The organism is Actinoplanes sichuanensis (genome assembly GCF_033097365.1).
Classification (GTDB): domain Bacteria; phylum Actinomycetota; class Actinomycetes; order Mycobacteriales; family Micromonosporaceae; genus Actinoplanes; species Actinoplanes sichuanensis.
The window spans coordinates 3,059,264-3,075,923 of sequence record NZ_AP028461.1 but is presented as its reverse complement, the minus strand read 5'-3'; the positions used below and the strand labels follow the sequence as shown (position 1 = coordinate 3,075,923).

Here is a 16,660-nt window from a genome sequence, read left to right as displayed (position 1 = left end):
GTGTCCCCCTTAAACGAGGTCGAAGCGGTTGACGGTGACCGCGCCGCCCAGTGCCTGGGTGGCGTAGTTGAAGATGCCGAACCGGTAGCCCATGAAGAACTGCCACGCGTTGTTGAGGGTGAACGCCGGGCCCAGCGTGGTGAAGGTGCTGCCGTTGGTGCTGTAGGAGAAGGTGGCCGTACGCCCGGAGCCCGGCCGGATGTCGGCGGAGACCCGCAGCCAGATCTTGCCGCCGGAGACGTTCGCGCCGGCCGCCTCGCTGCCGGTACCGGTGGTGGCCCAGCTGGAGTTCATGGTGAGGCCGTTGGTCATCGAGACCCGGGTGGTGCCGTTGTCCTTACGGATGCCGATCCAGGCCGACGAGTCGCGCAGCATGGCCAGCCCGGCGCGGTCGCCGTTGGCCATCTGTGAGTAGTCGAGTTCGATGGTGGCGGTCGACGACGGTCCCTGGATGCGGTGGGTGAGGGTGTTGCGGGCGTTGTACAGGTCGTTGGTGACGGTCGCGGTGGACAGTCGCAGCCCGTTGCCGACGCTGTATCTGCCGGTGTCGGGGTTGTGGTTCCATTCCCAGCGGTGACCGAGAGTGGTGAAGGTGTCGGGGCCGGTCATCGGCTGCACGGTCTTGGAGGTGGTGATGTTCGGTTTCGGGTAGGTGGCGCCCCAGCGGCCGTTGACGGTGGTGAGCACCGGCCAGTCGCCGCTCCAGGTGATCGGGGCCAGCGTCGGCACCCGGCCGCCGGGGTAGGCGTCGGTGAACGCCATGTACCACCAGTCACCGTTCTGGGTCTGGACGAGGCCGCCCTGGTGCGGCACTCCCCCACCGGAGATCGGGCCGGGCAGGTCAAGAAGGACCTGGCGTTGCTCGTACGGACCCCACGGGCTCGTCGAACGCAGCACGTACTGGCCGTTCGCGGGCCGGGTCAGCCAGATGTAGTAGTAGTTGCCGCGCTTGTACATCCGTGCGCCCTCGAGGGTGCCGATGCTCGACGGTGTGGTGTAGACGGTCTGGGCCCGTACCTGCGAGGTCAGATCCTGGGACAGCTGGGCGACGCTGATCGTGCCGTTACCGTAGGCGACGTACGGGGTGTCGTTGTCGAACATCAGTCCCGCGTCGTAGTAGCAGTTGTTGATCCGGGCCTTCTTCGACCAGGTGCCGTCGACCGCGGTGCTGGTGTAGACGTAGGTGCGGTTGAACTCGGTGCACCCCAGCCAGTAGTAGGTGCTGTTGGACGGCCGGTAGTTGAACGCCGACGCCCAGATGCCCTTGACGTAGGCGCGGCCGCCGGACAGGTCGTAGGCGGCGGAGTCGAAGTCCAGCCGGGGCACCGAGTGGCCGGCGTACTCCCAGTTGACCAGGTCGTAGGAGCGCAGGATCGGCGCGCCGGGCGAGTAGTGCATGGTCGACGCGGAGTAGTAGTAGGCGTCGCCGACGCGGATGATGTCGCCGTCGGCGAAGTCCTGCCAGACCACCGGGTTGGTGAAGGTGCCGGTCCCGGGCGTGGTGGTGCCGAGTTTGACGAGCTGCCACTGCTGGTTGGCGCCGTTCCAGTCGGCGTATTGGACGATGCCGGCGCCGTCGGCGGTCGACGCGCCCTGGACCTCGACGGCCTTGCCGCTGTTGCGGTTGATCAGCTGGATGTAGCCGTCGATGTCCTGCACGCTGAACTGTTGGTTGCCGGCGTTGTTGTCGGACCACTGCACGATCGCGGCGCCGTCGGCGGTGGACGCGCCGGACACGTCGAGGACCTTGCCGGAGTGCTTGGACCGCAGCCGGTAGTAGCCGCCGCCGGAGTCGACGAACTGCCATTGCTGCTGGGCCTGGTCGTTGCGGGTCCACTGGGTGATCCGGGCGCCGTCGTTGGTGGCCAGGTTGTACAGGTCGAGAGCCTTGCCGCTGGTGCGGTTGACCAGCACGTAGGAGGCGCTGGTGTCGATCGTCGCGGCGTCGGCGGGGGTCATGGCGGTGAGGCCGAGGGCCACACCGAGGACGGCGGTCAGGGCCGCCGCGGCCAGTCTTCTCATCGGATGCTCCCGGAGTTGCCGGTGAACTGCCACCAGTTCACGTTGAAGAGGTAGCCGCTGCCGCCGGTGAATCGCAGGTACAGGTCCTGGGTGCCGGCGGCGCCGCTGACCGGGCAACCGACCGTGGTCCAGGTCTGCCAGCCGCCGGTGCCCGGCACGGTGCAGGTGCCGACGAGCGTGCCGGTGGGGCTGCCCAGCCGCAGCTCGATGCGGCCGCCCGCAGCGGCGGAGGCGACCCGGGCCGAGAACGAGGTCGCGCTCGCTGCGAAGGCGACGCCCTTGACCTTGACGTAGTCGCCGTTCTCGAGGAAGCCGATGTTCATGCCGCCCTCGCTCGCGCGTTCGGTCTCGACGCCGGAGCTCCAGGCGATCGTCTCGGCCTCCTGCCGGAGGTACGGGTTGAGGGTGCCGTTCTGCGGTGCCCCGCCGGTGGTCATGGTGATCTGCGGGATGCCGCCGTCGGCGTTGTAGGTGAACTTCTCGACGGCGACCGAGCGGGTGAATCCGCCGCCGCCGGGCAGCGCGCCGTTGTGGTAGAAGAAGTACGAGCCGCCGTTGAAGTCGACGATGCCGGCGTGGTTGGTGAAGCTGCTGCCCTGGGTGGGCATGACGGTGCCGCGGTAGGTCCACGGTCCGGTCGGGCCGGGCGCGGTGGAGTAGCCGATGAACTCCGAGCAGCATTTGGCGGCGAAGACGTTGTAGTAGAGGCCGTTGCGTTTGTAGACCCAGGGGCCCTCTTCGTACAGGGTGGGCCGGTTGGCGTCGCCGGTGCGGGTGCCGAACCCGGCGGTGGTCAGCGGGATCCTGGTGGCGCTGCCGCTGTAGCTGATCATGTCGCTGTTCAGCCGCACGTACCAGAGATTGGGGTTGCCCCAGTACAGGTAGGCCTGGCCGTCGTCGTCGATCATGACGGTCGGGTCGATCTCGCCGTTCTCGACCAGGGGGCGGCCGAGCGCGTCGGTGAACGGGCCGGTCGGGCTGGTGGACACGCCGACACCGATGGCCATCCGTCCGGTGGCCCGGTTGGTGACCGGCACGTACCAGTAGAACTTGCCGTTGCGCTGGACGACCTGGCCGGCCCAGGCGTCCTTGCTGGCCCAGCTGAAGGTGGCCAGGCTCATCGGCGAGCCGTGGTCGGTCCAGTTGACCATGTCGGCTGACGAGTAGACCCGCCACTCCTTCATGGTGAACCAGGTCGAGCCGTCCTCGTCGTGGCCGGTGTACAGGTAGACGCGGCCGTTGTGGACCAGCGGCGCGGGGTCGGCGGTGTAGATGGTCTGCACGATCGGGTTGTCGGCTCGGGCGGGGGCCGGTGCCACCGCCGTGAGCATGGCCACGACCAGGCAGAGCAGGCCGGTGAACGCTTTCCGGGGCATCAGGCTCGGCTCCATCGCTGGTTGGCGGCGGCGCTGCAGGTCCACAGCAGGACCGGCGTGCCGTTGGCGGTCAGGTTGCGGTCGACGTCCAGGCACAGGCCGGAGGCGGTCCCGCGTACGGTGCCGTCGGTGTTGATCGTCCATTGCTGGTTGGTCTGCCCGTTGCAGTCCCAGAGCTGGACCTTGCTTCCGGCGGTGGCGCCGGTCGGGGCGTCGAGGCATTTGCCGAGGGCCTGCAGGCTCTGGCCGCTGACGGTCCAGCGCTGGTTGGCCTGGCCGTTGCAGTCCCAGACGACCGGCTGGGTGCCGTTGGCGGTGTTGCTGTTCGGCACGTCGAGGCAGCGGCCGGAGGCGGCGCTGACCAGGGTGGAGCCGGTCGGTGTCGGGGTGGTGCCGCCGCCGCTGACCCGGTAGACGGCGGTGCCGTGCGCGGGCACGCTCGCGCTGATGGTGCCGGTGCTCGTCGAGGTGCCACCGCTCCAGGCGTCCTGGAGGGTGAACGAGCTGCCGCTCTTGCCGATGGCGGCCGCGGTGGTCGAGATCGTCGTGGTGGAGCCGCCCTGGTTGAACAGGGCCACCGCGACGTCACCGTTGGACAGCCGCTTGGCCAGCACCCGGCGTGTGCCGTCGAAGGAGACCTGGGTCCCCTGCAGTCCGAGGGTGTCCTGGTTGATCGCGATCAGCCGGGGGTTGGTGAGGATGTCGCGAGTGGTGGTGCTCTGCGAGCGCACGTCGTTGCCGGCGATCAGCGGCGACGCCATGATCGCCCAGAGCGCGAAGTGGCTGCGCTGTTCGGTGTCGGTCAGGCCGCTGCGGCCGACCTCCATCATGTCCGGGTCGTTGAACGCTCCGGGTCGGGCGTATCCGGCCAGCGGCACGGTCACGTCGACGATGTTCTTCACGCCCATCGGGTAGCCGTTGGTCTGGCCGGTGTCCCAGGCGGCGCTGATGTCCTCGGTGGTGCGCCAGATGTTGGCGACGTCGCCCCAGTTGCGTTGCGGGCCGGTCTTGGCGTGGATGCTGTTGGGGTTGATGCTGTACAGGATCGGTCGGCCGGTGGCGGCGAGGGCGTCACGCATCTTGGCGAACGTGGCGACCTGGTCGTTGATGGTGCCGTTGGGTGAGCACCAGTCGTATTTGAGGTAGTCGACTCCCCAGGCGGCGAACTGGCGGGCGTCCTGCACCTCGTGTCCCTGGCTGCCGGTGGCGCCGGGATAGCTGTTGAAGTACTGGGCGCAGGTCTTGTCGACCGGCACCTGGTAGATGCCGAACTTCAGCCCTTTGCCGTGCAGGTAGTCGCCGAGGGCCTTCATCCCGCTGGGGAACCGGGTGGGGTCGCCCTGCAGGTTGCCGGCGGAGTCGCGGTTGGGGTTGAACCAGCAGTCGTCGACGACGACGTACTGGTAGCCGCGGTCGCGCATGCCACTGCTGACGATCGCGTCGGCCATGCCGCGGATCAGCGATTCGTTGATGTTGCAGCCGAACGTGTTCCAGCTGTTCCAACCCATCGGCGGGGTACGGGCGACGCCGTTGTCGAGGGCGTGGGCGGCCGGTGCGCCGGTCAGGGTCAGGCCGATGGCCAGCAGGATCGCCAGTGTTCTCCTCATCGCCTGGTCCAATTCTGTGCGGCGGTCCCGGTGCAGGTCCGGAGGGTGGCGGTGGAACCGTTCGCGGTGCCGCCGGTCTCCAGGCACAGCCCGGACTGGGCGTTACGGATGGTGCTGCCGGAGGTGAACGTCCAGCGTTGGTTGGCCGCGCCGCTGCAGTCCCACAGCTGGGCTTTGGCGCCGGACGTCGCGCCCGTCGGTGAGTCGAGGCATTTGCCGAGCGCCTTGACGGTCTGGCCGTCGTAGGTCCAGCGCTGGTTGGCGGCGCCGCTGCAGTCCCAGATGATCGGCTGGGTGCCGTTGGCGGTGCTGCTGCCGGGGACGTCCAGGCAGCGGCCGGAGGCGGTGGAGACCAGCGCGTTGCCGGTACCGGTGCCGGGGTCGCCGATGCTGCCGGGCACCGACCGTAGGGCCGCATACCAGGCGGCGGCCATCTTGTCGTAGCCGGTGGCGGTCGGGTGGACGCCGTCGATCAGGTCGGCGGTGGTGAGTGCGGCATGCATGTCGACCAGGTGCACCCGCCCGCCCTTGCTCTGCACGATGCCGGGGATGGCCGCGTTGAAGGTGCGGGCGGCGGCCTCCTGGCCGGAGTTGGCCAGCGGGATGATGGTGGCCACGAAGACGTCGGCCGACGGGACCGTGGCGGTGATCCGGTCGATCAGCGCCGACAGCCGGCTCGGGGCGCCGCTGACGTTGTAGTTCTGCAGGATGTCGTTGGTGCCGATGTGCAGCAGCACGGTGCGCGGGGTGGTGGCGCGCAGCCAGCCGGCGACGTTGGCGTCGATCTGGTCGATGCGCCATCCGGGGTGGCCCTGGTGGTCGTGGTCGCCGAGGGCGGCCGGGCCGTTGAACTGCGAGCCGACGAAATCGGTGCGGTATCCGGCCGCGACCAGTCGCTGCCACAGGCCGATCCGGTAGCCGCCGGGGATCTGGGTGCCCTCGGTGATGGAGTCACCGAGCGGCATGACGCGGGTGCCGCCGTTGGATTCCGCGGCCGCCGGGCTGGGCTGGGTGAATACGGCCGCGAGCAGGGCGGCGACGAGGACGAGCCACCGTTTTCGTTGGGGCATGGTGAAACCTCCTTGGGGGAACGGGCGCTGTTACCGCTCACACAGGCCGATCACCGTGATCACCACGGTCCGACTGCGGGGATGAGAGCGCTAACAACTTGGCTCCGAACGTTGCCAGGATGTTTCCGGACATTCAAGAGGGACTCTGGATAATCCCGCTTCAGATCGTGCGAAATCGTCGGCGGAAAATCTGTTACGCATTCACTCGAAAGAAGGTCGCTCCTGCGAACTGTTATGCCGGAAAGGATGGGATGGTCTCGGGTTGCCATTCCGGAAATGGGCTGGAACATTGTCACCAGCGGTGGGATCGCTCCCACCGCCGGTGACCGGTATCGCGATCCCCCATTTGCGCGACCGGTCCGGCCGCCCCGTCCGGAAAGGTTCCCCAGTCATGTCCCTGTTCCAGAGAAGCCGCTCCGTGCTGCTGGCCGTGGCCGCGGCCGGAGTCGTCGTCGCCTCCGGTGTCGCCGTGATCGGCACCGCCGAGGCGGCCACCACGCTCGGCGCGTCGGCGGCGGAGAAAGGCCGCTACTTCGGTGCGGCGATCGCCGCCGGCCGGCTCGGCGACAGCACCTACACCGGCATCCTGACCCGCGAGTTCAACTCGGTCACGCCGGAGAACGAGATGAAGTGGGACGCCACCGAGCCATCACAGGGCCGGTTCACCTTCACCAACGGTGACCGGATCCTCAACCAGGGTCTGTCCAACGGCTCCAAGGTCCGCGGTCACGCCCTGTTGTGGCACGCCCAGCAGCCCGGCTGGGCTCAGTCGCTGTCCGGCAGCGCGCTGCGCAGTGCGGCGATCAACCACGTCACCCAGGTCGCCACCCACTACAAGGGCAAGATCCATTCGTGGGACGTGGTCAACGAGGCCTTCGCCGACGGTGGCAGCGGCGGCCGTCGCGACTCCAACCTGCAGCGCACCGGCAACGACTGGATCGAGGCCGCCTTCCGCGCCGCCCGGGCCGCCGACCCGGCCGCGAAGCTCTGCTACAACGACTACAACACCGACGGCGTCAACGCGAAGTCCACCGGGATCTACAACATGGTCCGTGACTTCAAGTCCCGCGGCGTGCCGATCGACTGCGTCGGCTTCCAGTCCCACCTGGGCACCGGGATCGCCGGTGACTACCAGGCCAACCTGCAGCGTTTCGCCGACCTCGGCGTCGACGTGCAGATCACCGAACTCGACGTCGCCCAGGGCGGCAACCAGGCGAACATCTACGCCGCGGTGACCCGGGCCTGCCTGGCGGTGTCGCGGTGCACCGGCATCACCGTGTGGGGCATCCGCGACAGCGACTCCTGGCGCACCGGGGAGAACCCGCTGCTGTTCGACAACTCCGGCAACAAGAAGGCCGCGTACACCTCGGTTCTCAACGCCCTCAACGCCGGTGGTACGACCACCCCGCCCAGCCCGTCGTCGCCGTCGCCCAGCACCCCGCCGCAGCCCGGCGGGGCGTGCAGCGCCACGATCTCGCTCAACTCGTGGAACGGCGGATTCGTCGCCACCGTCCGGGTCACCGCCGGGTCGGCCGGGCTCAACGGCTGGACCGTGGGTGTCACCCTGCCCTCCGGCACCGCCGTGACCGGCACGTGGAGCGCCAGTGGCAGCGGCACCAGCGGGGCGGTCACCTTCCGCAACGTCTCCTACAACGGGCAACTCTCGGCCGGCGGCGCCACCGAGTTCGGTTTCCAGGGCACCGGCGCCGGACCCACCGCCACGCCCACCTGCTCGGCCGGCTGAGCCCGCCCGTTCTACCGCGCGCCGCCGCCGGCCGTCTCGGCCGTCTCGGCCTGCTGTGCCCGCCCTTTCACCGCGCCCGTCGCCGGCCGTCTCGGCCGGCGGCGGGGAAGGAGATCAGGATGTTCCGAGCAAAGCTGATCGCCGTCGTGTCCGCGCTGGCGCTGGTGGCCGGCTCGCTGTGGCTCGCGCTGCCCGCCGCGGCCGCTTCGCTGACCCAGGTCACCGGATTCGGCGCCAACCCCACCAACCTGAGGATGTTCACCTACGTCCCGGACCGGCTCGCGGCCCGGCCCGCGCTGCTGGTGCTCGTGCACTACTGCACCGGGACCGCCGCCGCGGTGGCCGGCGGCAACGGCCGTGACTACATCACCGCCGCCGACCGGTACGGGTACGTGGTGGTGCTGCCCGAGGCGACCCGTACCGAGAAGTGTTTCGACGTGTCCAGCCCGCAGGCGCTGCGGCGCGACGGCGGCGGCGACTCCACCGGCATCATGTCGATGGTCGCCTGGGCGCGGGCCCGCTACAACGTGGACCCGGCCCGGATCGTGGTCAGCGGATTCTCCTCCGGCGCGATGATGACCAACGTGCTGGCCGCGCAGTACCCGGACGTGTTCTCGGCGGCGTCGGCGTTCTCCGGGGTACCGGCCGGCTGTTTCGCCACCACCAACGGCTCGCTGTGGAACAGCACCTGCTCCGGCGGCAACCTGATCAAGACCGCGCAGCAGTGGGGTGACCAGGCCCGGGCGATGTACCCGGGATACACCGGCCGGTACCCGCGCATGCAGCTGTGGCACGGCGACACCGACACCACCCTCGCCTACCGCAACTTCGGCGAGGAGATCAAACAGTGGACCAATCTGCACGGTCTCGGCCAGACTCCGGCGACCACCGACCGACCGCAGACATCGTGGACCCGGACCCGGTACGGCACCACCGGCACCCGGGCGACCGTGGAGGGCGTCAGTATCGCCGGGGTCGGGCACAACCTGCCGATGTCCGGTCAGATCGCGTACGCCATCGCCTTCCTCGGACTGGACGGGACCACCACCACGCCGTCGACTCCCCCGTCCTCGCCCCCGCCCGTTCCGCCGAGCAGCCCGCCGACCGGCGCCGACTGCCGGGTGACGGCCTCGGTCAGCGCCTGGGCCACCGGACTGACCGAGACCATCACGATCGCCAACACCGGAACCACGGCCGTCGACGGCTGGTCGCTGGGCTTCACGCTGCCCGCCGGGCAGGCCATCACCAGCGGCTGGAGCGCCACCTACGCGCCGACCTCCGGAACCGTCACCGCACGCAACGTCTCCTACAACGCCGCCATCGCGGTGAACGGCTCGATCAGTATCGGTTTCCAGGCCGGTCACACCGGTGACACGACGGCGCCGACCGGGTTCACGCTCAACGGCCGCGCCTGCACCGTCGCGTCCTGACCCGCCCTTCACCGCGGGTGCCGCTTCCCGTCAGTGGCACGCGCGGTGTCGGCGATCAGAACTGCGCCAGGATGGTGACGGTCACGGCCAGCAGGATCGCGGCCACACAGAGGTGCGGCATCGGGGCGCTCAGGGCCGGTGGCACGGTGGCCACCAGCAGCGGCAGGGCGGCCGGGAGCAGAATCACCCCGACCAGCAGGCAGCCGCCGAGGGCCAGGACGGCGATCGCCGTGTAACAGGCCACGCTGAATCCCCGCGCGAAACGGGCGAACAGCGGCACGGCGGTGATCGCGGCGACGGGTACCGCGAGCAGCACGATCTCGGCGGCTCCGTGCATCAGGACCAGCGCCGCCGTGAGGACGACGATGTAGGCCGGCGCCAGGGCCGCCATGGCCCGTCGTGGCCCGCCGATCATCAGTCCGGTCAGGGGTGCCCGTGTTCTCATGATCAAGAGGGTAGGGAGCGGGTCCGACCTGCTCAACGTGGCCGCGGCCGATCCGGTGGACCTGCTCGCCCTCTACGCGGCCTCACCACGTTTTCTCCACATTTCGATGTTTGAGTGGCCTCGTGCAGATGATTCCCACGGTTGTCCCCCGTACGCCGAAACGGCGTCGTGCCGCACGCCTGGCCGCCGCGCTCGCGGTGTTGGTGATGCTCTCCGGCTGCGGGATGTGCGACCTTCTGGTCGACTACGGCGATCCGGTCGATCTGCGGGACTCGGCCGTGGTGGGCACGTGGCGCCTCGATCCGGACCGGGCGTTCCTCTTCGCCGACGACGGTACGTTCACCGCGACGGGCCTTCCCTTTGAGCTGTTCGACGATGTGGTGCCGACGACGTTCGACCCGGCCCGGGAGACGATCGACGGCTCCGGCACGTGGCGGCTGGAGTCGCCGACGGACGGGCCCCGGAACGTGCGGTCCACCGTGCGGCTGGACTTCGACGTCATCGTCGGCGCGCCGGTCGACGTGCGCGGACCGGACCTGGACGCGCGGCGCCACGACGACGGTGTGGATCGGCTGTTCTTCTTCTACAGCGGCGGCTGGTTCGCGTACACCAAGATCGCCCGGCCTTGACGGAGATCGACGGTCACCATAGCCACATCGACAAGGGCTTCGACAACGGCTTCTGGCGCGGCACCGGAACCGAGTCGCAGATGCTGGCCGACATGAAGACGCACGGCTACAACTCCTACAAGTCGATCACCACCGCCAAGGCGACCTTCGACACCGGCCCGGCCGACGTGGCCGCCGCGGCCTCCGGCGGCCGTGGATACGACGTCATCGGCAACAACTGCGCCGACAACGTCTGGGACGTCCTGCACGCGTACGGCGTCCCGGACCTGCCCTACCTGCAGCTCCTGCCGGCCCCAACATGTGGTACGGCGCCCTGGGCCGCACCTCCAACGTCGAATGGGCTAGGTCGACCGCCCTGTAGGCGGCCCGGCGTCCGGCCACAAGGGCCCGGCCACCGACTCGATCCGTCGGCGACCGTCCGCGTCCCGATACCAGGCCATCACCGATTCGGGACGATCCATGTCGTACGTCACCCGCCAACCGTGCACCGCCACCTGCTCGTCGACGTACCACCGATTCCATTCGCACGACGCCTCGACGACCTCACCCACCAGGCCGCGGAAGGCATCCGAACCGACCGCCGTCAGTCCCCAGCCCGGCCCCTTACCGCCGAGCTCCACCGCCTCCGACCAGGCCTCATCGGTGTAGACACACTGCCCCAGGGCACAGGACTCGAGCAGATTGACCGCGCTGTCGGCGATCCAGAAATCTGCTTCCACCACACCGATACGCCCGGTCGACCAGCTCAGGGTGAGGGCGAAGCCGTCCTTGTGTCCGACAGTGGCCACCCGGTCACCGTCGCCGAGCTCATCCCACCCGGACGAGACGAAACCGTGGAACACATAGGGGTTGCGGTGCGCGCCGTAGCAGCCCGGCCGTTCACCGCAGAAGGCCATCCCGCCGAACCGGGCGACGAAATCGGTCAGCCGCTCCAGCCCACCCGCCGGGCCGGGAACCGCGCGACCGTCCACTCCGGTGCACTCATACCACTGTCCCGGGTCGTCGAGGGAGATCGGCGAACGCCGGCAATGCTCGTCGAGAAAGGCCCGGGCCCGATCGCTCAACCTGTCCGGATCGTCGAGAACGTGCCGGTTCACCGCGCCATCCGCCGCTCAGGAAGCGGTACGAGGGTGGCGACGACCGTTTCCAGGCGGGCGTCGAGTGGGCCGTTCAGCTCCAGGACGGGAAGGTCCGCCCAGGCGTCGAGCGGGTCGTCGTAGACCAGCGCACAGATCGCCTCGGCCAAGGTGGTCTTGCCGGTCCCGTGCGTCCCGGAGATCGCGATCCGCATCCGCTCACCTTACGTGCGGCCCGCCGGGCTTTCGAACCGATTCGGGACCGCATCGGCCTACCGGTGACGGATGTCGAGGCTCTGGGCGATCCGCTCGAAAGCGGCCCGGTCCCGGTCCGAGACGATGGTGGCCTGAAGGTTCATCAGGTAGTGCCGGTCGGGCTGTTCGAGCGCGATGTCGATCCATTGGTGGCCACCGTTGCAGGTCCACTCGCGGAGCAGCCCGTCCAGGCCCAGCCGGGCGATGCGGTAAGGACGGGCCGGACCACTTCGGCAGCCGCTGGGCGAGAACACCGAGGCCAGGCGGTCCAGGGTGATGCCGTCGCGGATCATCCGCTCCGACGTCCCGATGAAGACCCCCGGCACGGGCATGATGCCGTCGATCCAGTCGTCGACGTTGACGGCCGCGTTGAGGCCCGGCCCGACATTGACGTCCCGGTGGTACGGGCTCATCGACGCATGCCAGCCGTTGGACCGTCGTGAGTTCCACTCGGCCGGCACGTCCACGGTTATCGTCCCGGTCAGATCCTTGATCCGGTCGTAGGCCCCGTACGCCGGGGGCGGCTGCGGCGGAGCCGGCGACGACGGGTCCCGGTCGACGGCGCATTGGATGCAGTTGTTGTTGCCGCCCTGGATGGACACGTTGTCGTTACCCGACTGGATCGCCCCGGCCGGCGGAGAGTCCTTGGGAAAGCCGATGATGGTCAGGACGACGGCGGCCACGCCGGCGAGCGCGCCCACTCCTTGAAGCCAGCGCTTCCCGAGTACACGCCGCAGTTCCGCCCGTGTGGATGGCGAATCGGTCACCGCATCATCTAACGCGGTCCGGAAATAGATCATGGCGATCGTCTGCCGGTTCCGGCCGGTGTCGCCGGGATTCCCTCGTGCGGTGTCGGCCGTTCAGCAGAGTCGTCGACCGATCATCCAGGACAGACCTGTCCGGGCGGCCAGGGCACGACGTGCGGTGCGCGTCCGTTCGGCCGCCTGTTCGACCTCGCCGCTGCTCGTGATGGTCTCGGGGATGCGGTCCCGTACCGGCTTGCCGTGAGCAGTTGTCACCCCGGCACCATCCTCGCCGCCGGCCGATGAGGACGAACGCCCCGGTCCACTCAGGCGGTGGTCAGGATTGCTCGCGCGAGACAGTGGGTACGGAGGCGGTCGGCGGGAACGACCCGCGGACGGACGGAGAAAGAAATGCTTGTCATCGGCCTCATCCTCTTGCTTCTGGGCTACCTGCTGCACGTGTCGATCCTCTACACGATCGGCGCCATCCTCCTGGTGATCGGCGCGGTGCTCTGGATTCTGGGCGCTCTCGGCAGGCCGGTCGGTGGTCGAAAAGTCTGGTTCTGACCTCCCGCGGGATCTCTCGACGGACATGCGCACCTCCGACTCGCCGGAGGTGCGCATGTGGTTTTTCAGCCGTGCCGCAGAAGATCCTGGAAGGTCGCGATGGTCGAGGCCGATTTGAGCTCGTTCTCGGGCATCGCGGGAAGCTCTCGTGCCAGGCTCGTCCAAGTTTTTCGCGCGCCCAGCACACCGGCCACGATGAACGGGATCGCTGCGGCGCTGACCAGGAAGAACCAGATGCTCAATCCGGTGAGGGCGACCACCAACGCGGATCCGACCATCCAGAACAGTCCGCCGAGGTAGAGCCGGGCCGCCCGAAGCGCCCGGGGGTACGAGTCGGCCTGACGGATGGCGACGAGGTAGTCGGGTTCCGATGCCATGGCCCTTGTCCCTAACCGGAGAAGTTCAAGATCAAGTGATCGTCCTCTGTGGCCGGTCCCTCGTCAACTCGTCGACCTGCCCAGGGTTGGATCACCCGTTCTTCGGGATCTCGTTGCCCGGGTGGAGAATCTCGCCGGCCCGGCGCAGTGCCGCCCAGAATGCGATGTCGTCCGGCCACCGCACGCCGCCGAGGCGTTCGAGTAGCCGATGCGCCTCGGCCAGACGACCCGTTCGCAGTCGGATCGACAAGGCGAGCGCGGACCCGCTGGGCAGTCCGGGAACCGACCCGAGTGCGGCGTGCAGGTGCACGAGAGCCGCCTGTTGCCGGTCGTCGAGTGTGGCGTCCGGTTCGAAATACCCGTACATCATGAGCAGGTCTGCGCCGATGTCCTCGTCGCCGGGTTCGAGGGCGTCCCACAGGCCCTCGAACTCTCGCAGTCGATCGATCGCCTCCGCGGCGGTGGAACCCGCCGCGACACACACCGCCGTCGCGGCCGCCTCGGGTCCGGCGCCGTCGCGCACCAGGGCGAGGTACGCCGCACGCACGCCGTCTCCCCAGGCGAGTTGCTGTCGGGCGGCCTCGAGCCATGACGCGTCGACAGATTCGGGGGGCATTCCCCGAATCTACCGAGGTCGGGCGAGTGCGGCGGTTCCGGCAAAGGCCGAGCTCGGCGGGTGCGATGTCAGCGCCGGGCGGCAGGCTTCGGGACATGCCGGGCGGGGTTGCCGGTGCCGGGTGGGATTGTTAGCGTGCCGGTGCGGGTCGAGAGGCGCTGCGACGGATGACCATCCGCCACGCTCGACCTGTTCTCCCTGGTCAAGGGCGCCTCCTTCGGGGAGGCGCAGATGACGGTACGGCACATCGTGTGGGACTGGAACGGCACGATCCTGGGCGACGGTGGCGCTCTGATCGCGGCGACGGTGGACGCGCTGGTCGCGTGCGGGTTCCCGGCGATCACCCGGGCGGACTATCAGCGGCATCACTGCCAGCCGATCCCGTTGTTCTACGAGCGGCTCGCCGGTCGGGCTCTGGATGCCGGGGAGCAGCAACGCCTCGACGAGTGTTTCCGGGTGGCGTACGCCCGGCACCGCCGGACGGCGGCCCTGACCGCGGACGCGTCGGCGGCGTTGCGGCGGTGGGCGGCCACCGGCGCAACCCAGTCACTGCTGTCCATGTATCCGCATACCGAGCTGGTGGCGCTGGTGACGGCCGCCGGGATCGGGCGGTACTTCGTGCGGGTCGACGGCAGTGTGGGCGCCGATCTGGCTTCCAAGGCGCCGCACCTGGCACGCCATCTGCAGCGTCTGGGGCTGGCCGCGGAGCAGGTGGTGCTGGTGGGCGACAGTGTCGATGACGCACTCGCGGCCCGCGAGTGTGGGCTGCGGTGCGTCATCTATCACGCCGGCGACGACGCGCTGCACGCCCGGGAGCATGTCACCGCGCTCGGCGTGCCGGTGGTGTCGTCGTTGCAGGCGGCGGTGGACGTCGCACTGGGTGATCACCGGATCTGACCGGTGCCGGCCGGGAGGTTGAAGGCCGCCCGGAAGGCGGTGATCACCGTTTCGGAGCCGTAGAGGACTATGGCGTTGCGGACCGTGTCCATGGCGGCGATCAGTGGATTGTCGTGGCGGGCCATCAGGATCGTGTGGATCGCGATGACGGCCGGGTCGATTCTGACCGGCTCCTCGCCGCCCATCGAGACGGACCCGTGGTAGGTGATGCTCTCGCGTGGGATGCCCTGCCAGTGGGCGAAAGCGGCGCCGAAGTCCGCGAACCAGTCGGGTGGCGGGTCGCCGCGTTCCAGGGCGAGCACGCCGGCTTCGATCCAGTCCTCGGCGATCATGCCGGAGCGTGTGCTGCAATACCGGGCGACCCAGACGGCCATCGTCCGCTGCCCCTCCGCCGGGGCCGCCGCGATCTGGTCGATCAGGTCCCGGTCGAATTCGACCAGGTGAATCGTGTGCATTTCGACTTCGGGATCGAGCAGTCGCTCGTCGGCGGGGATCCGGCCGCCCCACCGTCTTTCCAGGTCGCGTCGTCGGGTCTCGGCAGCCTCCCGCTGGCGTGCCTCGCGTCTGCGACGCATCCCCGGGTGTTCGGCGGGAGCCGGCGGTATGACGACGTCGTCGAGTTCGGGGAAGTCGCGCTTCAAGTCGGCGAGCGGGTCCGGCAGGGTACCGCCACCGGCGCCCTCGGCTCGGGACAGCGTCGTGCACAGGTCGGCCGCCGGCCAGCCCGGTTCCGGCGGGGCCAGCATCGTTCGTACGGCCATGCGGCGCATGTTCTCGTCGTCGCGGACCCAGATCGGCAACGCCGTACGCAGAAAGGGATCCATCCGCTCCTCGGCCGTTCGGAGGTCTGCGGGCGTGGGTTGCTCGCCGCGCCGGAGGAGGTCCCGGATCGGCGCGAACCAGGGTTCGACGGTGACACCGGCCAGCCGGAAGGGCCGTTCCCGCGCCCAGGTGATGATCCTTTCGATCAGCTCGGAGGGGGCGCAGGCGATCGCCGTCGTCAGGTCTCTGTCCCGTTTGAGCAGGGTGGCTCCGGCGTGCCCGAGCGATTCGACCCGCCGGTCGGGTCCGCCGCGCTTGAACCATCGCTCGCGTTGGATCTCGTCACCCCAGTCCCGGGGGACCGCCGCGCGGTCGGCCAGTTGCTCCCGTACCTCGCTGTACCACGGTTGCTCCGGGGCCCGGTCGCCGACACCGGCGCAGCGGAACGTCGCCTGCCGGAGGATCTCGGCATCCCAGTGCACGCCGGTGATCCGTTCCATCAACGCGACTGCCCGGCCCTGCACTCCCCAGTCGAAATCATCGTCGTCCTCGCGCTCCTCGGGCTCCAGGTCGAAGCCGAGTTCGGTCAGCACCGGGTCGAGTCGTCCAGGGTCGGTGCCGTAGCGTTCCTCCGGGTAGGTGGGATCGAAGCAGACCACTTCCCGGCCGTCGATGTGCCAGCTGAACCAAGAGTTGGTGTTGACGGTGAAGTAATACGAGACCGTCTCCCCCGCCGCCGACAGGGCCTGCTCGACGTCAGCATCGGTACAGCGGACGCTGTTCGACTCGATGATCATCGACCAGTCGTCGATCCGGGTGACCGCCACGTAGTCGAGCCGGGTCGGCTGCCGGACGCCCTGATCGTCGACCCGATCCTCGACAGCCACGGATGCCTCCAGAGCAGCACCTGAGGAGACGATCGAGACCGGATCCGCCCCGCCGAGCAGCGAGATCACCTCGTGCGGGGCGCGGCCCCGCACGAACGTCAGGCAGAAGCCCATTCCCAGCCCGTCGATGTCGACCACCAGTCCAGCCTGCCGCACC

17 protein-coding genes and 1 riboswitch are annotated in these 16,660 nt (G+C 69.0%); of the genes, 5 read left to right on the top strand and 12 right to left on the bottom strand.

Annotated features, from left to right (window positions below; genetic code table 11):
* Window positions 1-9 precede the first annotated feature (9 nt).
* Genes Q0Z83_RS13740 through Q0Z83_RS13725 form a run of 4 tightly spaced genes read right to left on the bottom strand, consistent with a single transcriptional unit; the run spans window position 10 to window position 6,075 of the window.
* Window positions 10-2,022 carry a family 43 glycosylhydrolase gene (locus Q0Z83_RS13740; protein WP_378079291.1) on the bottom strand — a complete coding sequence of 671 codons (2,013 nt, stop codon included), beginning with the start codon at window positions 2,020-2,022 and terminating at the stop codon, window positions 10-12.
* The gene (locus Q0Z83_RS13735) at window positions 2,019-3,398 is read right to left on the bottom strand and encodes a glycoside hydrolase family 43 protein (protein ID WP_317794282.1); all 1,380 of its coding nucleotides are present in this window, start codon (window positions 3,396-3,398) and stop codon (window positions 2,019-2,021) included. Before Q0Z83_RS13735 ends, Q0Z83_RS13740 begins: the two co-directional genes overlap by 4 nt.
* Window positions 3,398-5,005, bottom strand: coding sequence for a glycoside hydrolase family 27 protein (locus Q0Z83_RS13730; protein ID WP_317794281.1), 1,608 nt, complete (start codon window positions 5,003-5,005; stop codon window positions 3,398-3,400). Before Q0Z83_RS13730 ends, Q0Z83_RS13735 begins: the two co-directional genes overlap by 1 nt.
* The gene (locus tag Q0Z83_RS13725) at window positions 5,002-6,075 is read right to left on the bottom strand and encodes a ricin-type beta-trefoil lectin domain protein (RefSeq protein ID WP_317794280.1); all 1,074 of its coding nucleotides are present in this window, start codon (window positions 6,073-6,075) and stop codon (window positions 5,002-5,004) included. The genes Q0Z83_RS13730 and Q0Z83_RS13725 overlap by 4 nt, the downstream gene beginning before the upstream one ends.
* Before the next feature lie 391 nt (window positions 6,076-6,466).
* On the opposite strand from Q0Z83_RS13725, the gene Q0Z83_RS13720 reads away from it, so the two are divergent.
* The gene (locus Q0Z83_RS13720; RefSeq protein WP_317794279.1) at window positions 6,467-7,819 is read left to right on the top strand and encodes an endo-1,4-beta-xylanase; all 1,353 of its coding nucleotides are present in this window, start codon (window positions 6,467-6,469) and stop codon (window positions 7,817-7,819) included.
* A 119-nt stretch (window positions 7,820-7,938) separates the two neighbouring features.
* Window positions 7,939-9,249: an extracellular catalytic domain type 1 short-chain-length polyhydroxyalkanoate depolymerase gene (locus tag Q0Z83_RS13715; protein WP_317794278.1), complete on the top strand. Its 1,311-nt coding sequence runs from the start codon at window positions 7,939-7,941 to the stop codon at window positions 9,247-9,249.
* Window positions 9,250-9,304: 55 nt separating this feature from the next.
* On the opposite strand, the gene Q0Z83_RS13710 is transcribed toward Q0Z83_RS13715, so the two are convergent.
* Entirely contained in the window at window positions 9,305-9,694 is a 390-nt protein-coding gene (locus tag Q0Z83_RS13710; RefSeq protein WP_317794277.1) for a hypothetical protein, read from the bottom strand.
* 128 nt (window positions 9,695-9,822) lie between these two features.
* Between Q0Z83_RS13710 and Q0Z83_RS13705 the strand changes: the two genes are divergently transcribed.
* Window positions 9,823-10,323 (top strand): hypothetical protein, encoded by a 501-nt coding sequence (locus Q0Z83_RS13705; protein ID WP_317794276.1) that lies wholly within the window; start codon window positions 9,823-9,825, stop codon window positions 10,321-10,323.
* Between the two features lie 341 nt (window positions 10,324-10,664).
* On the opposite strand, the gene Q0Z83_RS13700 is transcribed toward Q0Z83_RS13705, so the two are convergent.
* The 4 genes from Q0Z83_RS13700 to Q0Z83_RS13685 form a co-directional block, all read right to left on the bottom strand.
* Entirely contained in the window at window positions 10,665-11,420 is a 756-nt protein-coding gene (locus Q0Z83_RS13700; RefSeq protein ID WP_317794275.1) for a hypothetical protein, read from the bottom strand.
* A complete protein-coding gene (locus Q0Z83_RS13695) occupies window positions 11,417-11,614 on the bottom strand; it encodes a hypothetical protein (RefSeq protein WP_317794274.1) in 198 nt (65 codons plus the stop codon). The genes Q0Z83_RS13700 and Q0Z83_RS13695 overlap by 4 nt, the downstream gene beginning before the upstream one ends.
* Window positions 11,615-11,671: 57 nt before the next feature.
* Window positions 11,672-12,355, bottom strand: a complete 684-nt coding sequence (locus Q0Z83_RS13690; RefSeq protein ID WP_317794273.1) for a hypothetical protein — start codon at window positions 12,353-12,355, stop codon at window positions 11,672-11,674.
* A gap of 159 nt (window positions 12,356-12,514) precedes the next feature.
* A complete protein-coding gene (locus Q0Z83_RS13685; RefSeq protein ID WP_317794272.1) occupies window positions 12,515-12,673 on the bottom strand; it encodes a hypothetical protein in 159 nt (52 codons plus the stop codon).
* Window positions 12,674-12,808: 135 nt separating this feature from the next.
* On the opposite strand from Q0Z83_RS13685, the gene Q0Z83_RS13680 reads away from it, so the two are divergent.
* A complete protein-coding gene (locus Q0Z83_RS13680; protein WP_317794271.1) occupies window positions 12,809-12,964 on the top strand; it encodes a hypothetical protein in 156 nt (51 codons plus the stop codon).
* Between the two features lie 65 nt (window positions 12,965-13,029).
* On the opposite strand, the gene Q0Z83_RS13675 is transcribed toward Q0Z83_RS13680, so the two are convergent.
* Both Q0Z83_RS13675 and Q0Z83_RS13670 read right to left on the bottom strand, forming a co-directional pair.
* Window positions 13,030-13,341 (bottom strand): hypothetical protein, encoded by a 312-nt coding sequence (locus Q0Z83_RS13675; protein WP_317794270.1) that lies wholly within the window; start codon window positions 13,339-13,341, stop codon window positions 13,030-13,032.
* Between the two features lie 91 nt (window positions 13,342-13,432).
* Window positions 13,433-13,957 carry a hypothetical protein gene (locus Q0Z83_RS13670; protein WP_317794269.1) on the bottom strand — a complete coding sequence of 175 codons (525 nt, stop codon included), beginning with the start codon at window positions 13,955-13,957 and terminating at the stop codon, window positions 13,433-13,435.
* Window positions 13,958-14,101: 144 nt separating this feature from the next.
* A riboswitch (S-adenosyl-L-homocysteine riboswitch) is annotated at window positions 14,102-14,178 on the top strand.
* Between the two features lie 10 nt (window positions 14,179-14,188).
* Here Q0Z83_RS13670 and Q0Z83_RS13665 point away from each other — a divergent pair.
* On the top strand, window positions 14,189-14,854 hold the full coding sequence (locus Q0Z83_RS13665; protein ID WP_317794268.1) for an HAD family hydrolase: 666 nt from the start codon (window positions 14,189-14,191) through the stop codon (window positions 14,852-14,854).
* Here Q0Z83_RS13665 and Q0Z83_RS13660 read toward each other — a convergent pair.
* Entirely contained in the window at window positions 14,842-16,641 is a 1,800-nt protein-coding gene (locus tag Q0Z83_RS13660) for a DUF6461 domain-containing protein (RefSeq protein ID WP_317794267.1), read from the bottom strand. The genes Q0Z83_RS13665 and Q0Z83_RS13660 overlap by 13 nt on opposite strands.
* Window positions 16,642-16,660: the final 19 nt, after the last annotated feature.

Coding starts and splice junctions, on each gene's coding strand:
- Q0Z83_RS13740 (WP_378079291.1), bottom strand. CDS start 2,022: ATGAGAAGACTGGCCGCGGCGGCCCTGACCGCCGTCCTCGGTGTGGCC.
- Q0Z83_RS13675 (WP_317794270.1), bottom strand. CDS start 13,341: ATGGCATCGGAACCCGACTACCTCGTCGCCATCCGTCAGGCCGACTCG.
- Q0Z83_RS13705 (WP_317794276.1), top strand. CDS start 9,823: ATGATTCCCACGGTTGTCCCCCGTACGCCGAAACGGCGTCGTGCCGCA.
- Q0Z83_RS13720 (WP_317794279.1), top strand. CDS start 6,467: ATGTCCCTGTTCCAGAGAAGCCGCTCCGTGCTGCTGGCCGTGGCCGCG.
- Q0Z83_RS13670 (WP_317794269.1), bottom strand. CDS start 13,957: ATGCCCCCCGAATCTGTCGACGCGTCATGGCTCGAGGCCGCCCGACAG.
- Q0Z83_RS13695 (WP_317794274.1), bottom strand. CDS start 11,614: ATGCGGATCGCGATCTCCGGGACGCACGGGACCGGCAAGACCACCTTG.
- Q0Z83_RS13730 (WP_317794281.1), bottom strand. CDS start 5,005: ATGAGGAGAACACTGGCGATCCTGCTGGCCATCGGCCTGACCCTGACC.
- Q0Z83_RS13725 (WP_317794280.1), bottom strand. CDS start 6,075: ATGCCCCAACGAAAACGGTGGCTCGTCCTCGTCGCCGCCCTGCTCGCG.
- Q0Z83_RS13680 (WP_317794271.1), top strand. CDS start 12,809: ATGCTTGTCATCGGCCTCATCCTCTTGCTTCTGGGCTACCTGCTGCAC.
- Q0Z83_RS13665 (WP_317794268.1), top strand. CDS start 14,189: ATGACGGTACGGCACATCGTGTGGGACTGGAACGGCACGATCCTGGGC.
- Q0Z83_RS13710 (WP_317794277.1), bottom strand. CDS start 9,694: ATGAGAACACGGGCACCCCTGACCGGACTGATGATCGGCGGGCCACGA.
- Q0Z83_RS13715 (WP_317794278.1), top strand. CDS start 7,939: ATGTTCCGAGCAAAGCTGATCGCCGTCGTGTCCGCGCTGGCGCTGGTG.
- Q0Z83_RS13735 (WP_317794282.1), bottom strand. CDS start 3,398: ATGCCCCGGAAAGCGTTCACCGGCCTGCTCTGCCTGGTCGTGGCCATG.